This window comes from Pandoraea commovens (assembly GCF_024704525.1).
Classification (GTDB): domain Bacteria; phylum Pseudomonadota; class Gammaproteobacteria; order Burkholderiales; family Burkholderiaceae; genus Pandoraea; species Pandoraea commovens.
Window position 1 is genome coordinate 2,121,192 of record NZ_CP102780.1, and the last position, 16,472, is coordinate 2,137,663.

Genomic DNA, 16,472 nt, shown 5'->3' on the forward strand with positions numbered 1-16,472 from the left:
TCCAAGTGAAGAAAACCTCCGTCTTGTTCGTCTGCATGGGCAACATCTGCCGCTCCCCGAGTGCCGACGGCATTTTTCGTGATCGACTCGCCAAAGCGGGATTGTCCGACCTCATCGAGGTCGATTCGGCAGGGACGCACAGTTATCACATTGGTCACGCCCCGGATGAGCGTACGCAGGCGGCGGCCGAGCGGCGCGGCTACGATCTGAGTGAGCTGCGGGCGCGCCGCGTCGAAGCGAGCGATTTCGAGCACTTCGAATGGATCGTGGCCATGGATAACGCGAACGTCTCGGAGCTCACGGCACGTAGCCCTGCGGCCTTTCGTCACAAGATCGTCCTGTTGATGGATTTTGCGACGCGGCATGACGCGACGGAAGTGCCAGATCCTTATTACGGCGGCGCGCAAGGGTTCGAAACGGTGCTCGACTATATTGAAGACGGTCTCGATGGTCTGCTCGTGCGTTTGGGACAGGCCGACTGATCGGTTGTCGGCGCGCGTATCCTTCTGGGGAAATGGCGTGTGCGTCGTGATCGGTGACGAGATCGCTTCGCGAGCTGCCTCAACAAGGCTATCATTCGGCCCTCTTTGACGGGATGAGGCGGGGCAGTGCGATGTGTCGTACGCCAGAAGTACCGGTGACTCCCGTGTCCCCTCTGTTTCTGTCGCTGACGCTGACCACGCACTTTCCGATCCATGTTCAATTCGCTTACTTTGTACTGGCGCAAGTGGCGCGCCTCGCGCCATGCTGGCCATCAACTCGACGAATTGCTCGCGCACGCGGATCCCACCGCGCCGCTGGCCGTACGCAATCAATGGTTGATCGAGTTGGCGCATTGGGTGCAAAAGCGCGGCGCGATTGTCAACGAAGTGCGCGGGGAGGGGGAGGCCGCTCGATACCGGCCGCATACGCGCCTGCGCTATCTGCTCCAAATGCTGGAGCGCAATCCGCAGTGGCGGCTGTCCGTCGCGTGCACGCTGCGTAGCGTCATCAACGAAAGCGATGCCATTTCACTGCTCTGCGACACCGGCATGCCGGTGCGGCCCGGCTTTTGGGGCGCGCTGACCGAGCGAATCGAAAAAGCGCTGATTCCGCCGCCGCCAACGCGACGGGACCTCTCGGCGTTGTGTTCCCTGATGTTTCCCGACGGGGATGCTGCCGACTGGATCGCCGCATTGCCCGCCGAGTTGCTGGGCGATTTGATTGCGCTGCTTCATCACGGCGAGGCGGACGACGCCGACGTGGACTGGAATCCGTTTGCCGAGGATCTGCTTGCCGCGATGCATCACCTTGTCGATCAGATCGCATCGACGGGACTGTCGCAGGCGGTACGCTCGCGACTTTCGTATTCCCGCGTCACCGACTCGCCGTTTTACCGGCTCGGGCGTGCGATGCAGGCGCTTGAGGATGCCGGTCAGGAGTTCGCGCACGGCGCACCGCCGTCGCAATTGTTCGTGCAGCAGATCAACGTATTTCGCGCACTGCTGGATGATTGTGGCCGTGCGGTGCATGACGTGTATGCGCACCTCGACGAGAACGGCGTCAGCGTCGATATTGTGTTTCAGGTCGAGCGTGCGAAGGCGCGGATTCGTCGTCTCGAACGTTTGCTGGAGGCGTGGCTGACCTACGGAGATCGCGGCGATAGGGTCGCAGCGCGCGTCCAGTTGCTTGCGGACCTGGTGAGGGCCAACCGCGCTAGCCAAAGCGTCGGCGAACTGGCGCGAACGTCGTTTGGCTTGCTGGCGCGCAAGGTCGTCGAACGCAGTGCGGAAACCGGCGAGCATTACATCGCGCGCAATCGCAGCGAGTATTTCTCAATGTTGAAGATGGCCTGTGGCGGCGGATTGGTGACGGTCGTGACCGTCTACATCAAGTTCATGATTGCCGGGGCCCACTTTCCGACCGTGGTGGAGGGTTTCCTTGCCGGGGCCAACTACGCGCTGTGCTTCCTGTTCATGCACTTTTGCCACTTCACGCTGGCCACCAAGCAACCGGCCATGACGGCACCGGCCATCGCCGGTAAGCTCGATGACGTCGATACGCCGGCGGGGATGGATGCGTTCGTCGGTGAGGTGATTGCGCTGGTGCGTACTCAGGCGGCCGCCATCTTCGGCAATCTGGCGATGGTCTTCCCGTTCTGCCTGTTGGTGCAGTGGGCGGTGTCGGCGGCGCTTGGCGCAAACACCATCTCACCGGAAAAGGCGCACGCTACGCTGAATTCGTTCTCGATTCTTGGCGTAACGCCGTTCTTTGCGGCGCTGACCGGTGTGCTGTTGTGGTGCTCCAGCCTTATTTCCGGCTGGGCTGACAACTGGTTCGCCTTGCATGGCATTGGCGACGTCCTTGCGTACAACCGCCGTCTACGTTTCGTTTTTGGACGTCAGGGCGCGGCGCGGCTCGCCGACTGGTGCCGACGCCACATCGCGCCGGTGCTGGGCAATCTCATGCTCGGCTTCATGCTCGGACTCGTGCCGGCCGTGCTGACGGCATTTGCGTTGCCGTTCGAAGTGCGCCACGTCACGCTGTCGACCGGATCGATCGCAACTTCGATCGGCGTGCTGGGCAGTAGTGTGCTGCGGGACCCGGCACTTTGGCTGGCGTTCGCCGGGGTCGCGGCGATGGGGCTGCTCAACGTCGGCGTGAGTTTTGCGTTAGCATTTCACATGGCGCTTCGATCGCGTCCACTGCGATTAGGTGACCGTCGGCAAATCCACCGCGCCATCTGGCGCGCCGTGCTGCGCAATCCCCTGGTGCTGCTGTTTCCTCTGGGCTCGCCCCGATCGGAAGCTCGTCCCGAAAAATAAGAAATTTCACAAGAGGACGAGGGAACTTCCGCAAAAAATGGGCCAGAAGTACTTGACTAAATTCGTAGGGAATTTATACTTGACGAAAATAGTCGAGATTAATCCCCTGCATCATCATGAGACTTACCACGAAAGGCCGTTTCGCCGTCACGGCGATGATCGACCTGGCCATGCGCCAGGACGCGGGTCCCGTGACGCTTGCGGGCATTAGTCAGCGTCAGCGAATTTCGCTCTCTTATCTGGAGCAACTGTTCGGAAAGCTTCGCCGCCACGAAATCGTGGAGAGCGTGCGTGGTCCGGGCGGTGGTTACAGTCTTGCGCGCCGCGCAGAAGAGGTGACGGTCGCTGACATCATCATTGCGGTCGACGAACCGCTCGACGCCACACAGTGCGGCAGCAAGGGCAATTGCGAGAAGGGCCAGGACGGCCATCGCGGCCATTGCATGACGCACGAGCTGTGGGCGACGCTCAATCAGAAGATGGTTGAGTATCTCGATTCCGTTTCCCTGCGTGACCTCGTCGAGCAGCAGCGCAGCAAGCAGGCCCAACAGGCCGTGCTGCGCGACACGCGCGAGTCTGGCAACAACAACCAGACGATGACGACGCGTATCCCCAATTCGGTCTTTGATATGGCCCGTTCATAACAGGCGCCACGGCACGATCCTGGAGCACCCCATGAAAAACGACACCCTCAACCTCCCCATCTACATGGATTACAGCGCCACGACGCCGATTGACCCGCGCGTCGTGGACAAGATGTTGCCTTATCTGCGTGAGCAGTTCGGCAACCCGGCATCGCGCAGCCACTCGTTCGGCTGGGCCGCGGAGCAGGCGGTGGAAGAGGCACGCGAGGAAGTCGCCAAGCTGGTGAATGCCGATCCGCGCGAAATCGTGTGGACGTCCGGCGCGACTGAGTCGAACAACCTCGCCATCAAGGGCGCGGCGCACTTCTATCAAGGCAAGGGCAAGCATCTCATCACCGTGAAGACCGAGCACAAGGCTGTGCTCGACACGATGCGTGAGCTGGAGCGCGAAGGCTTCGAAGTGACCTATCTGGACGTCAAGGACGACGGCCTGCTGGATCTGGAAGTGTTCAAAGCGGCACTGCGTCCGGACACGATTCTCGTGTCGATCATGGCCGTGAACAACGAGATCGGTGTGATTCAGGACATCGCTACGCTCGGTGAGATCTGCCGCGAGAAGGGCATCATTTTCCATGTTGACGCTGCGCAAGCGACCGGCAAGATGCCGATCGATCTGGCCGCACTGAAGGTCGACCTGATGTCGTTCTCGGCGCACAAGACGTATGGCCCGAAGGGTATCGGTGCGCTGTATGTGCGTCGCAAGCCGCGCGTGCGTATCGAAGCACAGATTCACGGTGGTGGTCATGAACGCGGTATGCGTTCGGGTACGCTCGCTACGCACCAAATCGTCGGCATGGGCGAGGCATTCCGTCTGGCCCGTGAAGAAATGGCCGTCGAGAACGAGCGCGTGCGTATGCTGCGCGACCGTCTGCTCAAGGGCCTGACGGAGATGGAAGAAGTGTATGTGAACGGCGACATGGAACAACGTGTCCCGCACAACCTGAACATCAGCTTCAATTTTGTCGAAGGCGAGTCGCTGATCATGGCGATCAAGGATGTGGCGGTGTCGTCGGGTTCGGCGTGCACGTCGGCCTCGCTCGAGCCTTCGTACGTACTGCGCGCTTTGGGCCGCAACGACGAACTGGCGCACAGCTCGATTCGCTTCACGGTGGGTCGTTTCACGACCGAGCAGGAAGTCGACTACGTGGTCGAACTGCTCAAGAGCAAGATCGGCAAGCTGCGCGATCTGTCGCCGCTGTGGGAAATGTACAAGGACGGGGTCGATCTTAATTCGATCCAATGGGCCGCACACTGAGTATTCAAGGAGTTAGCCATGTCGTACAGCAAGGAAGTTCTGGATCACTACGAAAACCCGCGTAACGTCGGTTCGTTCGAGAAGGGCGACGACGCCGTTGGTACGGGCATGGTCGGCGCACCGGCCTGTGGCGACGTGATGAAGCTGCAGATCCGCGTGAACGAAGCCGGCGTGATCGAAGACGCCAAGTTCAAGACCTACGGTTGCGGCTCGGCGATTGCGTCGTCGTCGCTGGTGACCGAGTGGGTCAAGGGCAAGACGCTGGATCAGGCGCTCGAAATCAAGAACACCGAAATCGCGCAAGAACTGGCCCTGCCGCCGGTGAAGATTCACTGCTCGATTCTGGCCGAAGACGCCATCAAGGCGGCCGTGGCCGACTACAAGCAGAAGCACGGCCAGTCGGCCGATGCGGCTCAGGCTGCGTAAGCAGCGCGACGAATAAGGAATCAGGCAAGATGGCCGTTACATTGACCGAGAAGGCCGCGCAGCACGTTACGCGTTATCTGACGCGGCGCGGCAAGGGCGTGGGCCTGCGGCTGGGCGTGAAGACGACCGGCTGCTCGGGCCTGGCCTACAAGCTGGAGTACGCCGACGACGTGGCGGGCGAAGACACGGTCTTCGAAAGCCACGGCGTGAAGGTGATCGTCGATCCGAAGAGTCTGCCGTACATCGACGGCACCGAGCTGGACTTCGCGCGCGAAGGCCTGAACGAAGGATTCCGCTTCCACAATCCGAACGTCAAGGACGAATGCGGCTGCGGTGAGTCGTTCCGCGTCTGACGTTGCACCGCTGCGCGAGATCATCGGTTTTCGGCAAGACGACGAAGGCCAGTGGGTCGCGCGACTCGCATGTGGGCATGGGCAACATGTCCGGCATCTCCCTCCGTGGCAGATCCGGACATGGACGCAAAGCCCGGAAGGCCGCGACGCGATGCTGGGCAGCGAGTTGCCGTGTCGCAAATGCGAGCGCGGCGAGCCAGTCGACGAATGAAGCAAGGGTCGGTCTGGCGAGCGGGGCGTAGTAGCGTAGGCAACAAGGCGGCGCGAGCCGCTTTTTTTACGGGTCGAATGTGAGCCCAGAGCGCGATGAGTGCATTGACTGACAACTATTTCACGCTGTTCGATCTGCCGCAGGGCTTCGCGCTCGATGCCGAGGCGCTGGAGGCAGCCTATCGTGCGGTGCAATCGCGCGTGCATCCGGACCGGTTCGCAAGTGCGAGTGATGCAGAGCGTCGCGTGGCCATGCAATGGGCCGCGCAGGCGAATGCGGCGTACCGCACGCTGCGTGATCCGTTGCAGCGCGCGACTTATTTGCTGACGTTGCAGGGCATCGACGTGGGCGCGGAGAACAATACCGCGATGGCCCCCGATTTTCTGATGCAGCAGATGGAGTGGCGCGAAGCGATCGACGACGCCGTCGCTGCTCGCAATATTGGCGCGCTCGACGCGCTCGCCAAGTCCTTGCGCGATGATCGTCGTGTGCGGCTGACGAAGCTGGGCGACTGGCTCGCCAGCGCGGCCTGGCAGCCCGCGGCGGAAGCCGTGCGGCAACTGATGTTCATTGCGCGCGCTGAGGAAGATATCGCGCAGCGCATCGAAATGCTGGAAAACGCGTGACGGCCCGGTGCGGCGCCGTCACATGTCATTGAGAACTGCTTGAGAACAGGGTGGACGCGCTCACGCGTCGCCCGCATTGCAAAGTCATGGCCCTTCTGCAAATTTCCGAACCCGGCATGTCCCCCGCGCCGCACCAGCGGCGACTCGCCGTGGGCATCGACCTGGGCACGACGCATTCGCTCGTGGCCTCCGTGCGCAGCGGTGTGGCCGAAGTCCTCCCCGACGATCAGGGCCGCGTGTTGCTGCCGTCCGTCGTCCGTTATCTGGGCGGTCACCGCACGCAGATCGGGTATGACGCCAAGACGGCTGCCGCCACCGATCCGCGCAACACCATTGTCTCCGTCAAGCGATTCATGGGCCGTGGTCTCGCGGACGTCGCCCACGCAGACAACGCCCCGTACGATTTCGTCGACGCGCCGGGCATGGTGCAGATGAACACTGCGGGTGGCGTGAAGAGCCCGGTGGAAGTGTCCGCTGAGATTCTCGCGACGCTGCGTCAGCGTGCCGAAGATACCCTTGGCGACGATCTCGTCGGCGCTGTGATCACGGTGCCCGCGTACTTTGACGACGCGCAACGGCAAGCCACCAAAGACGCCGCGCGCCTGGCCGGTCTCAATGTCCTGCGCCTGCTCAACGAGCCGACGGCTGCTGCGATCGCGTACGGTCTGGACAACGCAGCGGAAGGACTCTACGCGGTCTACGACCTTGGCGGCGGTACGTTCGACATCTCGATCCTTCGTCTGACGAAGGGCGTGTTCGAAGTGCTCGCGGCGGGTGGCGATTCGGCGCTGGGTGGCGACGACTTCGACCAGGCTATCTACCGCTGGGCAGTGCAGAGCGCCGGTATCGAAACGGCGTCGCTGACGCCCGAAGACGTGCGCAGTTTGCTGGACCACGCACGTACCGTTAAGGAAGCGCTCACCGATGCCGAGCAAGCGACCCTCACCGTGACGTTGTCCGGGGACCGCAACCTGTCGTTGGCACTCACGCGTGAACAGTTCACGGCGCTGGGCGCACCGCTCGTGCAACGCACGATCGGCCCGATGCGCAAGGCGCTGCGTGACGCGGGGATGGGACCGGAAGACGTCAAGGGCGTTGTGCTCGTGGGCGGCGCAACGCGCATGCCGCAAGTGCGGGCGGCCGTGGAGAGCTTCTTCGGTCGTGAACCGCTGGTCGACCTCGACCCGGATCAGGTCGTTGCACTGGGTGCCGCCGTGCAGGCGAATCTGCTCGCCGGTAATCAGGCCGAAGGCGACGACTGGCTGCTGCTCGACGTGATTCCGCTCTCGCTGGGCGTCGAGACGATGGGCGGCCTGGTCGAGAAGATCATTCCGCGTAACGCCACGATTCCGGTGGCGCGTGCGCAAGAATTCACGACGTTCAAGGACGGTCAGACGGCCATGGCCATTCACGTGCTGCAAGGCGAGCGTGAACTGGTGTCGGACTGCCGTTCGCTGGCGCGCTTCGAGCTGCGCGGCATTCCGCCGATGACGGCTGGCGCGGCGCGCATCCGTGTGACGTATCAGGTTGACGCCGACGGGTTGCTGTCCGTCTTCGCGCAGGAAATGCATTCCGGCGTGGCGGCGTCCATCGAGGTCAAGCCGTCCTACGGGCTGGCCGACGAGGACATCTCGCGCATGTTGCAGGACAGCTTCGGCTCGGCCGAGCAGGACATGCGGGCCCGTGCGCTGCGTGAGCAGCAGGTAGAGGCCGAACGTCTTCTGGTCGCCATCGACAGCGCGCTGCAAGCCGATCCGGAACTGCTCAATGCCGAGGAGCGTACGCAGATCGACGCGCTGCTCGCCGACCTGCGTCAGAAGGCTGGCGGCGACGATCAGGTCGCCATCAAGACGGCCACCGAAACGCTTTCGCACGCCACCGACGAGTTCGCTGCACGCCGCATGGACAAGAGTATCCGTGCCGCGCTGGCCGGCCGACGCGTTGCGGATATCGACAAACTGTAAGACACACACGGAATTCAAAGCCATGCCGCAAATCGTTGTATTGCCTCACGTCGAGTTGTGCCCGGAGGGCGCTGTGCTGGAGGTCGCGCCGGGCACGTCGGTGTGTCGTGCGCTGCTCGATAACCACATCGAGATCGAGCATGCCTGCGAGCTGTCGTGCGCCTGTACGACGTGCCACGTGATCGTGCGCGAAGGTTTCGAATCGCTGGAAGCCGCAGAAGACGAAGAGGAAGATCTGCTCGACAAGGCCTGGGGCCTGGAGCCGACGTCGCGCCTGTCGTGCCAGACGTTGATGCCCGACGACACCGATCTGGTCGTCGAGATTCCGAAGTACACGATCAATCACGCCAAGGAAAATCACTGATCGACGCCATCAGGCCTCGCGCAGTGATGAGATAACAAAGGAGCTTCCCCATGAAATGGACCGACAGCCTGGAAATCGCCATTGCGCTGACTGAAGCGCATCCCGATGTCGACCCGCAATATGTGCGGTTCACCGACCTGCATAAGTGGGTGGTCGCGCTCGATGGATTCGACGATGCGCCGGACCGTTCCGGCGAGAAGATCCTGGAAGCCATTCAACTGGCATGGATCGACGAAGCCGACTGATTCGGGATGTCGTGAGAGACGAAAGGATGCGCAGCAAGTGATCGCATCCCAAAACAAAAGCCGCTCAGGGGAGCGGCTTTTGTGTTTCTGCGAGACGAATTCACGTGCGGGCGACGACATGCCGCCGAAGCTTCAACTTGCGCGTACGAGTCCGTTGTTTTCCAGACGCACACGGTCACCCGGTTGTACGCCCGGTGCGGACTGATAGGTCCAGTAGCGCGTCTTGCCGGTATCCATGCGGACGTAGACGCGATACACGGTGTCGGAACGCACACGCTTTTCGACTTCGTTACCTGCCAGACCCCCGCCGAGCGCGCCGACCACCGTCATAGCCGTACGGCCGTTACCTGCGCCGAACTGATTGCCGAGCAGACCGCCGGCCACGGCACCCCCCACGGCACCCAGACCCGAGGCGTGGCCTTCCGTACGGATTGGCTGTACCGATTGCACCGTACCGCACGTAGAGCAAGCCGCGGCTTGTTGTTGTGTCGATTGAGTCGGTTGTGCCGGTGCCGCCGTTTGTTGCGCATACGTCGGCTGCGGAGCCGGAGCGCGCTCTGCCGCTTGTTGCTGCGCCGCGTATTGCGATTGTTGCGCTTGCTGCTGCGCGGCCGTCGTGGACGGTTGTGATTGCGATTGTGCCGAGAGCGATGGCGGTTGCGGCGACGTCAGCGCATATTGCGAACTGTTGCCCGACGACGCGGGGCCGTCCGTACTCTTGGCCACGGGCAGCACGCCGGTAATGGCGGCAACACCCAGCAGGCTGACTACGACGATACTGCCGGCAGCGGCAGCGACCAAAGGATGCATGCGGCGCGGTTGCAGATCGTTATCCATGTTGTTTTCTCCATCGTGCGGTAAGTGCGAATCTCCTTCTGCGTGCCGGCGTGCACGGGCGATTTCGCATGAGAAAAGTTTCCGTCACGGCAAGCGCGGCATCCGTTTCATTTTGTAACGCGATGTAAGATGTGCATCGCAGTGATGCGTATCGATGGACCCTTGGGGTTGTTCTAAGTTAATGAAATATATGAATATTTTCTGCTGGCGATAGCGCGCGTCCCACAAGTCTGACGGGGCGGACTTAACAAAAGAAACAAGTCGTGGGGGAGGCGGGACGTGAATCGACAGACGGTGACGTCAAGTGGAGTACTCCGGCAACGAAGCAAGGCTTCGGGAGCTACCACGTTGTCACGCGGGGTCGTTATCGCAGCCGTCGTCGTTATGCTGGTGCAATGGCTTGCGCTGGGTGCGTGGGCCGTCAGTTGGTTGACGAGCGACGGCAGTGGCGAGAACAGCATGCCTCCGCTTGGACACGATCTGCGTATCTACTGGACAGTGTCCTGGATGACGACGCATCTCGGCGCGATGGCGGCATTTCAGCCGGACATGCTCGACGCCGCACAACTCCAGTTCTTTCCTGCATACACAGAACTCGGGCACTGGCTCTATCCACCGACATTCCAATGGCTGATCCAGCCGCTCTCGTGGTTGCCTTATCCGTGGACGTACGCGATATACGTCGTCGTGAGCATCGCGGTGTTTGCGTTGGCAGTGACGCAATGGCGACGATGGGCCGGTTGGCCGTGGCTCGTGGCGATGGCTTTTCCCGGCCTTTGGGTGGCCGTGCTTGTCGGTCAGAACTCCATCATTACGTTGTTGCTGATGAGCGTCGCACTCACTCAGTCGAGTGTGCGCCCCCTGCTGGCGGGCGTATGTGCTGGTTTGCTCGTCATCAAGCCGCAATTTGCGCTGCTGTTGCCGTTGTGGTGGCTATGCGGCAAGCAGTGGCGAGCGCTAGGCACGATGGTGCTTACCGGGGGCGCGTGTTGCGGTCTCACGCTGCTATGGGGCGGATGGACATTGTGGGAGGCGTTTTTCGCGGCCGTGGCGGCGTTCAACGCAGAAATCGTTCAGCAAGGTGCGGGAGACATCTGGCATGCGATGCCCACGGTGTTTGCGATGACGCGATTGCAGGGCGCGACGCTGCCTGCGGCGTACCTGGCATACGGGCTAGTGGCGGCACCGTCCGTACTCTTCACGGCGTGGTTGTGGGTGAGACAGGCACCGCTTGCGCTGCGCGTGGCTGCCGCCATGATCGCCACGTTACTCGTCCAGCCGTATTTGCTGTATTACGAGCTGGTCTGGTTGATCGTGCCGTTGCTTTGCGTTGCCGTGCCGATAGATGCGGCTCCGTCAGGTTCGCGTCATGCCGATGTGCCGCGCGGGCCGTGGAAAGGGCTGGAGGACTGGCTTCTGGCCGTCGCCTGGGTGCTGCCGCTACAAGCGTATCTCGCGGTGCTATGGACGCCGATGGGGCAGTGGGGCGTGTGGATACTGCCTGCGTTCATGCTACTGATCGTGATGCGCGCACGTCGATGGATGCATCTGCGTCCGATGTGACGCGCGCATAATGGCACGCATTGTCTGTGAACGTCATTCCCGTCGACCTGTCCCACTGTCATGATCGATACGCTACCTGCTCTTGAAACGCCGCTCGATGCGGCTAGCCACCCGCATATCTATCCGTACGTCGTGCAACGTGCGTGGGTTGACGCGCATGATCCTGAGGGTGATGTCACCGAACCATTTTCCGACGACGTGTTCGTCACGCTTGTGCTCGATAGCCCGACGGGACTTCGACGCCTGCACGGTGACGATCTGAAGGCGGCTGACCTGACCTTCGAAGCGGTATTCGCGCAGGCGGCCTCCAATCTCTCTCGGGCATGGACGGCGCGTCACTTCGAATTCGGTATTGCGCGCCTGGACGACGGCACGATGGTCGGCGGCTCGCGCGGCAACTGGATGGCACCTGCCGGTGCGCTCGTGCTGGGCAATCTCTACCGGTCGATGGTGGAACATTTTGAGACGACCGAATTTGTGGCCATCGCCGTGAACCGGACTTTCGTGGTGGCGTTTCCCACCGACACGAAGACGCTCTCGTCGCTGGCGCTGCGTCAATTGATCGAGGGCGCATCGAACGGTGCGGTGCTCCCCATCTCGCGTAGCTGGTTGCGTCTCGATGGCGACTGGCCGTCCGCTTATCGCGGAAGTCCGGCTTTCTGAAACGGGGCTTTCTTATTGACTCGTTTCACATAGCCACGGTTCTTGACTCTAAAACGTGACATCGACGGCCACATAGACTCATTGACGGCACATTTCGCTGCCGTCACCGGAGACTACGTATGCCAGCCTTGCCATCGGTATCGAGCTACGCCGCAAGCGCCTATGCCGCCCCCTCTCTCAATTCGCTCGGAGGCGGGCTTCCTGCACTTTCGCCGATCGCCTCCGAGCGCCCGTCGAACATTGCCCTGGCGACCGATTTCGACAGCGCTCGGGTCCTGCGTGCCGTCGTCGAGCCTGTTTCTCGCGCGCCGTGTCAGACGCTCCTGCCGCGTGAAGCGCCCGTGGAGGTGCAGGTCGACGGGCGCACCATCATGCATTTGCATTCCGAGCCGGATCGCGTGGCGTTTCTGGACGAGAACCGGGTCGGCGCGCTCTGGATGGAATTGCTCGACGCGACGCGTGCTGCGGATGGATGTCCGACCAGCGTTCGCGCGGGCGATGTGCCGTCGGATATCTCAGCACGCATGGCGTGCCTGGGCGTTGGCTCGGGGGAGCGGCGGCGCACCGACGTCCATTCGCCTTTGGAGGCTAATTTCGCAATGGTCTCGGACTTGCCTCGGGCCTCGAGTCCAAACGTGGACGTCAGTGAATTTGCAACCGTCGAGGCGTTATCGCTGCCGTCGGTGTACATCCGGGAGCCGGGGTTCGCCCCGGGAACAATGGCGGCGCTCGAGTACGACCTGGGGTGGCGTGCGCTGGCCCCGTCGTGGCGCGCGGTCATGCCGATAATCGATGAATCCGTGTGGGCCTCAGACCCGAACACAGAGCTATTTTGTGCGGTGGGTCGGGCAGTTTTGCCGCATCTTGCCACCCGCGAGGCGGGGAACGTTGCGGACACCATCTGCGCGCGCATCGTGGCGTTTCACATGCACGCAGGCGGGCTTGTCGATTGCCTTGCGAATGTCACCCGATCGGTTGAGCGCACCGGAAAGGAAGGTGAGGCTGTCTCGGTGGCGGCCATCGAGATCAACGACTTTCTCGTCGAGTGTGCGGGGATCGACTGGCGGAAGTCGGTGATTGGCCGGGAAGGGGAGGATGCACTGACGCGTCGTCGCGCAGCCTGCATGGAAGCGGCGACGAACACGTCCACGACAGAAGTGCCCGTGGATGAGCATACGACCACGAGCGAATCCGATGGCTCGTCATCTACAACCGACGATCGATCGTGGATTTCGCAACGCTTGAATTACGCATGGCGATGAAAAAAGCCGCAACCCTGAAACGGTTGCGGCTTTTTTGCTGTACGGCCTGAGCGGACGGTTGGCGCGAGATCCTGCGCCGACTGTCCGTCCCGATCAGTCTTCGCGGCGCAGGTGCGGGAACAGCAGCACGTCGCGAATGTTCGGGCTGTCGGTGAGCAGCATGATCAGACGATCGATGCCGATGCCGCAGCCGCCCGTCGGGGGCATGCCGTACTCGAGTGCGCGAATGTAGTCGGCATCGTAGTACATGGCTTCTTCGTCGCCTGCGTCCTTCTGCTCGACCTGCGCACGGAAGCGCGCGGCCTGATCTTCCGGATCGTTCAGCTCCGAGAAACCGTTCGCGATTTCACGGCCCGTGATGAACAGTTCGAAGCGCTCGGTGATACCCGGCAGCGTGTCCGAGGCGCGCGCCAGTGGCGAAACTTCCACCGGGTAATCGACGATGAACGTCGGTTCCCACAGTTGGCTTTCAGCGGTCTCTTCGAACAGCGCCAGTTGCAGCGCGCCGAGGCCTGCGTTCTTGAACTGCGGGGCATCGACCTTCACGCCGTACTTGCCCAGCGCGCCGCGCACGAAATCGATATCGGCGAGTTGCGCGTCGGTGTACTCCGGCGCGTGCTTGCGGATCGCTTCGACGATCGTCAGGCGATGGAACGGCTTGGACAGGTCGAGTTCGCGGCCCTGATATTCGATGGTCGCGGTGCCGCGCGCGTCGGTCGCCGCCTGGCGGATCAGCGCTTCGGTGAAGTCCATCAGCCAGCGGTAATCCGTATAGGCTGCGTAGAACTCCATCATCGTGAATTCCGGATTGTGACGCGGCGACACGCCTTCATTACGGAAGTTACGGTTGATTTCGAACACACGCTCGAAGCCGCCAACGATCAGGCGCTTCAAATACAGCTCAGGCGCGATACGCAGATACATCTGCATGTCGAGCGCATTGTGATGCGTGATGAACGGCTTGGCCGCCGCGCCGCCCGGGATCGGGTGCAGCATCGGCGTTTCGACTTCCATGAAGTCGGCGTTCGTCATGTACTGACGCATCGATGCGATGGCCTTCGCGCGAGCGCGGAAGGTGTTGCGCGTTTCCGGCGACGTGATCAGATCGACGTAGCGTTGACGGTACTTCGTTTCCTGATCGGCCAGACCGTGGAACTTGTCCGGCAGGGGGCGCAGCGCCTTGGCGAGCAGCCGCAGTTCCTTGACCTTGACCGACAGTTCGCCGGTGCGGGTGCGGAACAGCGTACCGGTTGCTGCGATGATGTCACCGATGTCCCAGCCCTTGAAGGAGGTCATCGAATCGGCACCGACGTCGTCGCGTCCGATGAAGAACTGGATCTGACCGCTGCCATCCTGCACGGTGGCGAAAGCGGCCTTGCCCATCACGCGTTTGAGCATCATGCGACCGGCCACCGACACGGCGACGGGCTCGGCTTCAAGCGCTTCGTTCTCCACGCCCTGATAGCGGGCTTGCAGATCGCCAGCGTGCTGTTCGGGACGGAAGTCGTTCGGGAACGCGATGCCGCCCGCGCGGATCGCCGTCAGCTTCTCGCGACGCTCGGCGATGAGCTTGTTGTCGTCCTGCGGCAGGTCGTTGACCTGATTGGCCGAGTCGGCCGGAGTGTTTTGATCGGTCATGATGCGAACGATGAAGTTATTCGGTAAAACGCAGCGTGTGGAGCAGCGCATTCTTGAGCGAGCCATCGGGCGCGCCCAGCCAGATCAGTTCGGTGCGATCCTGATGCGGGCTGGCATTGGCCGCAGCACTCGGGTCCCGCACAAACAGCGCCGCGATCGATTGCGAACGCGGCTCATACAAAATGTGGACGTACTCGCTAGGGCAGTCGTGCGGCTTGCAGCTCTGCACCAGCAACCAGGGCTTGCCGGCGACGCTCACCCGTTGCGACGGCGTCGAGGTTCCCCCCTGACGCACCCACGCGGGCACATTGCGCGGTGCAACGATGCGTGCATAAGCGCCCGAGAAATCCGGGCGCTTGAGCAGTTCGTGCAGATACGGTCCCGTCTCGGGACTCGCACCCGGTGCACCCGGCGTACTCGCCGGGGCAGCCACGGCGGCGCGCTGCAGACACAGCGCACTCACCACCCACACGGCTAGCGTGCGGACAAACGCCATTCCTTACACTCCCTGCTTGAGGCTCGCCGAGATGAAGTCGTCCAGGTCGCCGTCGAGCACCTTGCCGGTGTTGCCGGTTTCCACGCTGGTACGCAAGTCCTTCACACGCGACTGGTCGAGCACGTACGAGCGAATCTGGTGACCCCAACCCACATCGGTCTTGCTCGATTCGAGCTTGTCCTGCTCGGCACGGCGCTTGCGCATTTCGTGTTCGAACAGACGCGAGCGGAGCATGTCCCACGCTTCGGCGCGGTTGCGGTGCTGCGAACGGTCGTTCTGGCAGGCAACGACGATGCCCGTCGGCGTGTGCGTCAGACGCACGGCGGAGTCGGTCTTGTTGATGTGCTGACCACCCGCGCCCGAAGCACGATACGTGTCGGTACGCACGTCGGCCGGATTGATGTCGATTTCGATCGAGTCATCTACTTCCGGATAGACGAACAGGCTGGCAAACGAGGTGTGACGGCCGCCCGACGAATCGAACGGCGATTTGCGCACCAGACGGTGGACGCCGGTCTCGGTACGCAGATAGCCGTAGGCGTAGTCGCCTGTGACCTTGATGGAGGCGCTTTTGATGCCAGCGACGTCACCGTCCGACACTTCGAGCACTTCGGCCTTGAAGCCCTTGCGTTCGCAGTAGCGGAGGTATTGGCGCAGCAGCATGCCGGCCCAGTCGTTGGCTTCGGTGCCGCCAGCGCCGGCCTGGATGTCGATGAAGCAGTTGTTCGGGTCGGCCGGGTTGTTGAACATCCGGCGGAACTCCATGTCACCCACGCGTGCGGCGAGACCCTGCGTGTCGCTTTCGAGCGCCAGGAGCGAGTCTTCGTCGCCCTCGTCGCGGGCCATGTCGAACAATTCCTGCGTGTCGGAAAGGCCGGTGTCGAGCTCGGTCAGGTTGGTGACCACGCTGTCGAGCGCCTTCTTTTCCTTGCCCAGTGCCTGGGCGCGCTTGGAATCGTTCCAGATGTTGGGATCTTCGAGTTCCTTGTTGACTTCCGTCAGGCGAGCTTGCTTGACATCGAAGTCAAAGATACCCCCTGAGCTCGCCAACGCGGGTGCGCAGGTCGGCGAGCAGGGATTCGAGGGCGTTGAGGCGTTCGGCTTCCATGAGCTAGGGCGTT

18 protein-coding genes are annotated in these 16,472 nt (G+C 62.1%); 14 read left to right on the top strand and 4 right to left on the bottom strand.

What is annotated here, in order from left to right; all coding sequences use genetic code 11:
• The first annotated feature begins 35 nt into the window (after positions 1-35).
• From NTU39_RS09990 to iscX, 11 genes are all read left to right on the top strand, one after another.
• Positions 36-482, top strand: coding sequence for a low molecular weight protein-tyrosine-phosphatase (locus NTU39_RS09990; RefSeq protein ID WP_150664994.1), 447 nt, complete (start codon positions 36-38; stop codon positions 480-482).
• Positions 483-695: 213 nt separating this feature from the next.
• A complete protein-coding gene (locus NTU39_RS09995) occupies positions 696-2,804 on the top strand; it encodes a site-specific recombinase (protein WP_257959760.1) in 2,109 nt (702 codons plus the stop codon).
• 116 nt (positions 2,805-2,920) lie between these two features.
• The gene (iscR, locus tag NTU39_RS10000) at positions 2,921-3,448 is read left to right on the top strand and encodes a Fe-S cluster assembly transcriptional regulator IscR (protein ID WP_039399331.1); all 528 of its coding nucleotides are present in this window, start codon (positions 2,921-2,923) and stop codon (positions 3,446-3,448) included.
• Between the two features lie 31 nt (positions 3,449-3,479).
• On the top strand, positions 3,480-4,703 hold the full coding sequence (locus NTU39_RS10005; RefSeq protein WP_039399329.1) for an IscS subfamily cysteine desulfurase: 1,224 nt from the start codon (positions 3,480-3,482) through the stop codon (positions 4,701-4,703).
• Between the two features lie 18 nt (positions 4,704-4,721).
• Complete coding sequence (gene iscU / locus NTU39_RS10010; protein WP_039399327.1) at positions 4,722-5,129, top strand: Fe-S cluster assembly scaffold IscU; 408 nt, start codon at positions 4,722-4,724, stop codon at positions 5,127-5,129.
• A gap of 29 nt (positions 5,130-5,158) precedes the next feature.
• Complete coding sequence (gene iscA, locus NTU39_RS10015) at positions 5,159-5,482, top strand: iron-sulfur cluster assembly protein IscA (RefSeq protein ID WP_150664794.1); 324 nt, start codon at positions 5,159-5,161, stop codon at positions 5,480-5,482.
• Positions 5,463-5,693: a DUF3565 domain-containing protein gene (locus NTU39_RS10020; RefSeq protein WP_373275372.1), complete on the top strand. Its 231-nt coding sequence runs from the start codon at positions 5,463-5,465 to the stop codon at positions 5,691-5,693. The genes iscA and NTU39_RS10020 overlap by 20 nt, the downstream gene beginning before the upstream one ends.
• Before the next feature lie 95 nt (positions 5,694-5,788).
• The gene (hscB, locus tag NTU39_RS10025) at positions 5,789-6,319 is read left to right on the top strand and encodes a Fe-S protein assembly co-chaperone HscB (protein WP_150664795.1); all 531 of its coding nucleotides are present in this window, start codon (positions 5,789-5,791) and stop codon (positions 6,317-6,319) included.
• 86 nt (positions 6,320-6,405) lie between these two features.
• A complete protein-coding gene (gene hscA, locus NTU39_RS10030) occupies positions 6,406-8,283 on the top strand; it encodes a Fe-S protein assembly chaperone HscA (protein ID WP_150664796.1) in 1,878 nt (625 codons plus the stop codon).
• Between the two features lie 22 nt (positions 8,284-8,305).
• Positions 8,306-8,647 carry an ISC system 2Fe-2S type ferredoxin gene (gene fdx / locus NTU39_RS10035; protein WP_039399319.1) on the top strand — a complete coding sequence of 114 codons (342 nt, stop codon included), beginning with the start codon at positions 8,306-8,308 and terminating at the stop codon, positions 8,645-8,647.
• Between the two features lie 50 nt (positions 8,648-8,697).
• The gene (gene iscX, locus NTU39_RS10040; RefSeq protein WP_039399317.1) at positions 8,698-8,892 is read left to right on the top strand and encodes a Fe-S cluster assembly protein IscX; all 195 of its coding nucleotides are present in this window, start codon (positions 8,698-8,700) and stop codon (positions 8,890-8,892) included.
• Between the two features lie 132 nt (positions 8,893-9,024).
• Here iscX and NTU39_RS10045 read toward each other — a convergent pair whose 3' ends face one another.
• Positions 9,025-9,729 carry a glycine zipper 2TM domain-containing protein gene (locus tag NTU39_RS10045; protein WP_150664797.1) on the bottom strand — a complete coding sequence of 235 codons (705 nt, stop codon included), beginning with the start codon at positions 9,727-9,729 and terminating at the stop codon, positions 9,025-9,027.
• 384 nt (positions 9,730-10,113) lie between these two features.
• On the opposite strand from NTU39_RS10045, the gene NTU39_RS10050 reads away from it, so the two are divergent.
• From NTU39_RS10050 to NTU39_RS10060, 3 genes are all read left to right on the top strand, one after another.
• Positions 10,114-11,292, top strand: coding sequence for a glycosyltransferase family 87 protein (locus NTU39_RS10050; RefSeq protein WP_257959762.1), 1,179 nt, complete (start codon positions 10,114-10,116; stop codon positions 11,290-11,292).
• A 60-nt stretch (positions 11,293-11,352) separates the two neighbouring features.
• The gene (locus NTU39_RS10055) at positions 11,353-11,955 is read left to right on the top strand and encodes a hypothetical protein (protein WP_150664799.1); all 603 of its coding nucleotides are present in this window, start codon (positions 11,353-11,355) and stop codon (positions 11,953-11,955) included.
• 128 nt (positions 11,956-12,083) lie between these two features.
• Positions 12,084-13,217 carry a hypothetical protein gene (locus NTU39_RS10060; protein ID WP_257959763.1) on the top strand — a complete coding sequence of 378 codons (1,134 nt, stop codon included), beginning with the start codon at positions 12,084-12,086 and terminating at the stop codon, positions 13,215-13,217.
• A 93-nt stretch (positions 13,218-13,310) separates the two neighbouring features.
• Here NTU39_RS10060 and lysS read toward each other — a convergent pair whose 3' ends face one another.
• The 3 genes from lysS to prfB form a co-directional block, all read right to left on the bottom strand.
• Complete coding sequence (gene lysS, locus NTU39_RS10065; RefSeq protein WP_257959764.1) at positions 13,311-14,855, bottom strand: lysine--tRNA ligase; 1,545 nt, start codon at positions 14,853-14,855, stop codon at positions 13,311-13,313.
• A gap of 16 nt (positions 14,856-14,871) precedes the next feature.
• On the bottom strand, positions 14,872-15,351 hold the full coding sequence (locus tag NTU39_RS10070) for an Ivy family c-type lysozyme inhibitor (RefSeq protein ID WP_052252973.1): 480 nt from the start codon (positions 15,349-15,351) through the stop codon (positions 14,872-14,874).
• Positions 15,352-15,354: 3 nt separating this feature from the next.
• A protein-coding gene (gene prfB, locus NTU39_RS10075) for a peptide chain release factor 2 (RefSeq protein ID WP_174984733.1) occupies positions 15,355-16,459 on the bottom strand; the annotation gives its coding sequence in 2 pieces (ribosomal slippage) (positions 15,355-16,386 and positions 16,388-16,459; 1,104 coding nt in all).
• Positions 16,460-16,472 lie beyond the last annotated feature (13 nt).